The organism is Bradyrhizobium sp. P2_E8, from assembly GCF_056403875.1.
This window is the reverse complement of record NZ_JBFUES010000392.1, coordinates 1-6,480: the sequence shown is the minus strand read 5'-3', so window position 1 is coordinate 6,480 and position 6,480 is coordinate 1. Positions and strand designations below refer to the sequence as shown.

The 6,480-nt window shown below is 63.8% G+C and carries 6 protein-coding genes; 3 read left to right on the top strand and 3 right to left on the bottom strand.

What is annotated here, in order from left to right; all coding sequences use genetic code 11:
• The 3 genes from AC1D00_RS21390 to AC1D00_RS21380 form a co-directional block, all read left to right on the top strand.
• The coding region (locus AC1D00_RS21390) for a 6-phosphofructokinase (protein WP_477012031.1) at nt 1-757 on the top strand (757 nt) is incomplete at its 5' end.
• 69 nt (nt 758-826) lie between these two features.
• Complete coding sequence (locus tag AC1D00_RS21385; protein WP_477012030.1) at nt 827-1,138, top strand: hypothetical protein; 312 nt, start codon at nt 827-829, stop codon at nt 1,136-1,138.
• Between the two features lie 425 nt (nt 1,139-1,563).
• Nucleotides 1,564-3,036: a Spy/CpxP family protein refolding chaperone gene (locus AC1D00_RS21380; RefSeq protein WP_477012029.1), complete on the top strand. Its 1,473-nt coding sequence runs from the start codon at nt 1,564-1,566 to the stop codon at nt 3,034-3,036.
• A gap of 161 nt (nt 3,037-3,197) precedes the next feature.
• Here AC1D00_RS21380 and AC1D00_RS21375 read toward each other — a convergent pair whose 3' ends face one another.
• The 3 genes from AC1D00_RS21375 to AC1D00_RS21365 form a co-directional block, all read right to left on the bottom strand.
• Nucleotides 3,198-3,434 (bottom strand): hypothetical protein, encoded by a 237-nt coding sequence (locus tag AC1D00_RS21375; protein ID WP_477012028.1) that lies wholly within the window; start codon nt 3,432-3,434, stop codon nt 3,198-3,200.
• 630 nt (nt 3,435-4,064) lie between these two features.
• Nucleotides 4,065-4,937 carry a L,D-transpeptidase gene (locus tag AC1D00_RS21370; protein WP_477012027.1) on the bottom strand — a complete coding sequence of 291 codons (873 nt, stop codon included), beginning with the start codon at nt 4,935-4,937 and terminating at the stop codon, nt 4,065-4,067.
• A 270-nt stretch (nt 4,938-5,207) separates the two neighbouring features.
• Nucleotides 5,208-6,480 (bottom strand): CHAT domain-containing protein (locus AC1D00_RS21365; RefSeq protein ID WP_477012026.1); only part of this gene is annotated, 1,273 nt, incomplete at its 5' end.

The following is a 6,480-nucleotide window of genomic DNA, read 5'->3' as shown; positions in this document are numbered from 1 at the left end:
CAGTTATGCGGCCAAGCTCAACGAACTCGGCGTCAAGATCATCGCCATCCCGAAGACGATGGATAATGACGTCCGCAACACCGAGTACTGCATCGGCTTCTCGACCGCGATCACCCGCGCCAGCGATGCCATCCAGCGGCAGCGCACCACGGTCGGCTCGCATGAGCGAATTGGCATTTTCCGCGTCTTTGGCCGCGATGCCGGATTTACGGCACTCTACACCGCGTATGCGACTTCGATACGATGCGTCATACCGGAGTATAAGGTCGACCTCGACAAGCTGATCCAGTTGCTCATCGAGGACAAGCGCGCCAATCCAAGCAACTACGCGCTGATCGTGCTCAGCGAGGGAGCTCAGTGGGAAGGCTACAAGCTGCGGGAATACGGCGAGCCTGACGCCTACGGTCACCGCAAGAAGGCCAACGTGGCGGAATCGCTTGCCGACGAGATCAAGCAGCGCACCGGCGAGGAGACGATCACCTCCGATCTCACCTACGATCTGCGATCGGGCGATCCGGACTTCATCGACAAGCTCGTGGCCCTGACTTTCGGTAACATGGCCTACGATGCCATGCTGGAAAACAAGACCGGCCTCATGTCGGCGCTGGTCGAGGGCCGCTACGACCTCGTGCCCATCCCTGACGCCAAGCTCGGTCCGCGCAAATTGGACGTTGCGAGCAGCTACAACACGGAGCGCTACCGCCCCACCTACGCCAACAAGCAGGGGCTGCCGATCTTTCTCAACCGCGCGTCTTAGCGTGCCGGACCGGGCGAGCCAGCAGTAATTCCGACCAATGTCCGTTCTGCCGCTGAAGGCGGAAGTCAATTGAGAGGGCTCACGCTGACGGCCGCCAAGCTGGTCGAACCCGCCCTGGTCGAGTCCTATGCCGCGCTGAGCAGCGAGCCGAAGGCGCCGCGCTGCAACAGACCGCAGACCCGTGAGGGCGACGCTAGTGGGAGCTACACAACAGTCTTGTGCTGCGCGATGCAGGTGCGCAGCACGTTGCCCATCGGCTTGCCCTACCAGTCGCGGGAGAAAATATCGATCTCCGGGAAGCCGGATTTGAAGCTGCCTGCGTCGGAAGATCGCAAGGCCGGCCGCGGCCAACAACGAACGATTCCGCCACCCGCGCGTTGAGAGTCGTGGGCGGTTTCGAGCTGGGAGCGACGAACATGCTTCCCCGTGGCGTTTGCGTGACGGCTTTCTTGGTTGGCGTCTCGATGCTGGCGACGAGCGTTGGCGCGTCCGCCCAGGGACCGGGACACGGAAGAGGTGGACCAGCGGGGCCGGCCGCAGCGCCGGCGGCTCGGCCGGCAGCACCACCGCCTGCCATGGCCCGTCCGGCGGCGCCGCCCGCCATGGCGCGTCCCGCCGCGCCGGCATTCCATCCCCCGGCCATGCCGCAGCGACCGGCCATGGCGCCGCATCCTGCGCCGCACTTCGCCGCACCGCCGCCGCGCCCGGCTCCCCACTTCGCTGCACCGCCGCAGCGGGCTGCCCCGCACATAGCGGCACCCCGGCCTGAATTTCATCGGGCGCCGGCAGCGCCGCAACGTCCGGCCATGGCACCGCGGCCGGAGCCGCATATTGCCGGTCCCTCCCGTCCAGGCGCAGCACCGGCCGTAAGCGAGCGGCTGTCGCGACGGGAGCAGATCGATCAGCGCGCGCAGCAGCATCAGCAACAGATCCAGCAGCGTCAGCTGATGGTACAGCAGCGGCAGCGCGAGATGCTGTCGCGCCAGACCGCGGACCGCCAGACCCGCATCGATCGCCTGCAGCAGCGCGTGCAGCAATTGCAATCGCAAAAGCCGGAAGGCGTGCGGGCGCTACGCGAGCAGCAACGGATGCTCCAGTCGCAGAACCGTCTGCTGCAACGCGAGCAGCGCACGCAGCAAGCCGATCTGGCGCGCCAGCAGCGGCTGGGACTGCTTGCTCCCGCTGCAACCGCAGCGGCGGGCGCCGCGCGCGCCGCCGAGCGCGGACGGTTTGCCGAGCGCTTCCGCGGGCAGAGCACCGCGCAGACCCAGGCGGCCCTCGTCGCCCGCCAGAGCGGCTGGTATCCCCGGCAGGCTTGGCGACACCGCCATCCCGCGGTGTTCGTGGCGTGGCTTGGGCCCGTGTTCTGGCCGTACGCCTACTCCGACATTTTTGACTACACATTCTGGTCCTATGCGTACGAGCCCGGCTATTGGGCGTACGCGTATGACGACTTCGTCGACACCGTGTTCTGGGGTGGCGACAGCCCCTATTCCGCCTATGCCAGCATCGACCCGTATGACTATCGGCAAGCCGGCGGCGGCTCCCGCGCGCGCCCGCGCGCCAGCGTGAGCCCGCAAGCGCTACAGCAATTGTGCGGCACACCGGACAAGGGCGTCACCGCCTGGCCGCTTGCCGATATCGCGCGGGCGGTGCGGCCGACGCCGGAGCAACGCGCGCTGCTCGACGAATTGAAGACCGCGGCGGCCAGCGCTGCCGGTGTGTTCAAGGACTCCTGCGCGGAGACTTATGCGCTGACTCCGCCCGGCCGGTTGCGGGCGATGATGAACCGCGTCAACGCAACGCTGGAAGCGGTCAAGATCGTGCGGCCGGCGCTGGAGAATTTCTACAACTCGCTCAGTGACGAGCAGCAGGCCCGCTTCAACGCGCTCGGCCCCAATGTCGGCGACCGCTCGCCGCCGCAGCAGGAAGCCGGTGCCCAGGAAGCCCGTGCCGAGACCTGCGGCGATCCGAAGTCCGGCCTGACCCAGTTGCCGATCCAAAGGATCGAGGCTGTGCTCCACCCCGCGGGCAAGCAGAAGGAAGCGCTCGACCGTCTCAGCGAAGCGACGACGAAGGGCGTTGAGGGCCTGCAGGCGGCCTGTCCGAACGATGTCCCGCTGACGCCGGTCGGACGGCTGGAGGCGATGCAGCGCCGGCTCGAGGCCATGCTGACGGCCGCCAAGCTGGTCGAGCCTGCCCTCGACGAATTCTATGCCACGCTGAGCAGCGAGCAGAAGGCGCGCTTCAACACGCTGCAGCAGGTCGCAGGCCCGTGAGGGCGGCGTCGCATTCTCTCGTTGCAATTGCGCAGCGGCCGAACGACATGGAGTGACGTAATCGCTCTGTCGCAACGCTCGACGAGAATATGCGTGTCCGGGCCGCGATTCCCTCCGAGAAGCGCGGTGGCACGGGATTCAGCAGGCAGCTCGTTCTGACCTCACGCGGCGGAAATCGCCTTCTGCCCAGCCTCATTCGTGTTTGTGATCGCTTGCGACCGCTCCATCTCGTCCGAGCCTGTGGCGTTGCATTGCTGGAAGTAAGAAGACAACTCAAGATCAGCCAGGTGATCCCAGTATTCTGCTTCTGCGAGCAGCTTCCATTTGTTCATGCTGTTGTATGCGGCCTGTTGACGGCACAGCGAACCCATCGCACGCAAGCGTTGCACCTTCTCCACTGCGAACCTCCTTCGCGCTTGCTTGTTTACAGGCGCATTTATGTTGTCACAGCTTTGCAGATTGAATTGACGAGTGATAGTCCGGTGTTTGACGGTCAATCGATGACAGCGCAATCGTCTGACTTTTCAGCGAATAGTCGGGCCGAACGACGCCGGCATCGGCGGCAGCAAAAGACGCGGCGCGGCAGGAATCTCTAGCGTTGCCATGCCGATCACAACAATGGCCCCGACGATTGCTCGTCGGGGCCATTCAAGATCATCAGGCGTGGGTACATCCGCCGGGCCTGATGATCGTTGATGCACCGATTACCGCATCCGATCTGGCACAGAGTGTGGCGAGGCTGCGGCATCGGGGTGATGACATTCTGCTTGAAAGCCGATGGCTGTCCACCTCTCGTTGGTGGTACTCCTACCAGTTCGCCGTCGGATGCGTCGCACGGACCGATTTCCAGCCAGATCCAACGGGGCACAGCACCGACGTGGCGTGCCTCTTATCTCGTTAACCACATGTCCGGCATTCGGCCGAGAGCGGCCCAATGCGGTGAAGGGCCCAAGGTCCGAGACCGGCCAGAAGCTGCGACTTGAATTGCCTCCTCGTCTTCAGTTGCAGGCCGAGGACGGAGGACTGAGTTACTGGGCCTCGGCGATCTTCGGTCCAGATGACAGCATCTGCGCGTTAGCTGCCGAGGGCCGGTTCGACGGCGATGCCGGGTCCGGCGATCGGGAAGCGGCGTCGGGCGGCGCTCCCTGGGATGGCCGACGGGCAACGGTTCCCGGAAGCACGATCACTTTCGCTCCGACTTTCACCCGCTCATAGAGGTCCTCGACGTCCTCGTTGGTCAGCCGGATACAGCCGGACGAAACCCGCTTCCCGATCGTATCGGGCTTGTTGGTGCCGTGAATTCTATACTCGGTCTCGCCCAGATACATCGCCCGAGCGCCGAGCGGGTTACCGGGACCGCCCGCCATGAACCGTGGCAAATAAGGCTGACGCGAGACCATCTCCGCAGGCGGGCGCCAATCCGGCCATTCCGCTTTACGAGCCACAGTCTGCTCACCGGACCATGCGAAACCTTCGCGGCCAACACCGATGCCGTAGCGCAGTGCCTGCGTGTCGTTCAGAACGAAATAAAGGAATGTGTTCTTGGTATCGATGATCACGGTCCCCGGCGTCTGGCGGCTGGCGTAGTCAACCACCTGCCGGACAAATGCTCCGGGACCGTCAGCGGCTTTTGGCGGCTCGACCAGGGGCGCCGGGGCCGGAATCGGAGCCGGAGCTGGTGCTGGTGCTGATGCTGATGCATGAACTGGAGTTGCCACGTAAACCGGGGTTGACGATGCCATGGCTTGGGGTGCGGACGGCTTCCGTGTCGGTTGCACGCTCGCCGGGCGAGACAGCAAGCCGTACCCCAATGCCGCGACGGCCACGACGCCAATTGCAACTCGCCCGGCCATTGGCAGTGCAAACGTGTCTGCCTTTCCACGTTTGGCCCGCTTGCTCATATCTTTCCCCAGGTCACCATGCCTGGAAGAGGTACCCGGCAAAATTTAAGAAACCTCGAAGCGATTTCGCGCAGACGGGAACCGATGGCGGTGGTTAACGCCGAACTCTTGTTCGGCAACACAGAAATTGGGCAGAGCGGACACGCTCCGCGCTTTCGTTAACGCTTTGGGTCAGAAGCGGTCCATGCCGCAGGCCACCGGAGATGTCGGCTAGGGCCAGTAGCGGACATTTCCGACTTTTTGACGTGACGACCCCACCGATAACAGCGACTATTGATTTGCCCCTTCGCCTATGACGACGAAGGGTGCCCAATACGCGGGATAAGCGTTTCTCGGCGACGATCTGTCATTGAGGTAATTGACCATCGCACGGCGCAGTGCTTCGGCGCGGCCGAGTTTCGGATCGCTCTTGAGAATGTCGAACGTCGAGGTAGTCAATCGCGTGGCAGCATCGGACTCCACCGCCCAGTGTGAGACCAGAAGCGCACGGGCGCCTGCATAGAAAAAAGCGCGCGCAAGGCCCGACAGCGCTTCCGCGCCGGGCTTGTCGCCGGCGATCGTGTTGCACGCCGACAGCACCACCCAGTCGGCATTTAGCTTGAGCTGCGCGATCTCGCCCGGCGTCAGCAACCCGTCATCCTGGTCCGACGGCCGCGTCGGCAACGACAGAACCAGCGCCGGTTCACCAACTCCCTTCACATCGCCAGCAACCAGCGCATGGGTCGCAAAATAGACGACGCGATAGTCGATCAACGGGGCTCGCTTGACGGTGGTCTCGCTCGCGTCAGCGCCAAGGTGAATGTCGCTTGCGGGCGCGCCAAGACTTGCCGCGACGGCCTTCAGTTCGTCTGCCGTATCCGGCAGCGCCGGCAAGGCCTGCGCGAGCTTGTCACGATCGATACCTGCGCCTTGCCAAAACTCCGAATAGCTGCGCGTCTGGACCGCCCGCCTTGCCGCACGTTTGTCGGCGCTGCCTGCGTCAGGGGCATTGAAGACCGGATCGCCGAATCCGATCATCGGCTTCGTTGCGAGGCCCTTGCCCGCGAACAGGCGCAAGGTTCTCAAACTCGCGACCGAAGGCAGGATGTCGGTCGACTGCCGCTTGGCGAGCCAGCTCACGTCGCGATATCTATCAAGCGCTCCCGGTACGGACACAGGCGGCTTCTCGGTCACCAGAAGGTGGAACGGCAGCGCCGTCAGCACACCGGAGGGAACGATGAGCAGGGCGGACTTGCCCTTGACCGTCGCTTCCACCGGACCGAGCAAGGTGGTGTAGAGTTCGAAGGYGAGATCGAGATTGAACAGGTTTTCCTTCGATGCACCGGGATTGTCTGGTGCGCTCACGTCGAGCCCACGGCGGAAGGCCGCGACCCTGGCCGAAAGCTGATTCTCGTTGAGCGCAATGGTCTTCCAGTCGAAGCCCTCGCGCGTCACCGCGAAGACATAGCTCTCCTTGTCGCCGGTCAGAAAAAGCACCAGCGCTTCGTCTGCACCGATGAGCTTCGGCACTTCATCGACCTGTAAAGGCTTTGGCCTCACCAAC

What these genes read in the sequence shown, in the direction of transcription:
- AC1D00_RS21380 (WP_477012029.1), top strand. Translation starts at nt 1,564, where the DNA reads ATGGCACCGCGGCCGGAGCCGCATATTGCCGGTCCCTCCCGTCCAGGC.
- AC1D00_RS21370 (WP_477012027.1), bottom strand. Translation starts at nt 4,937, where the DNA reads ATGAGCAAGCGGGCCAAACGTGGAAAGGCAGACACGTTTGCACTGCCA.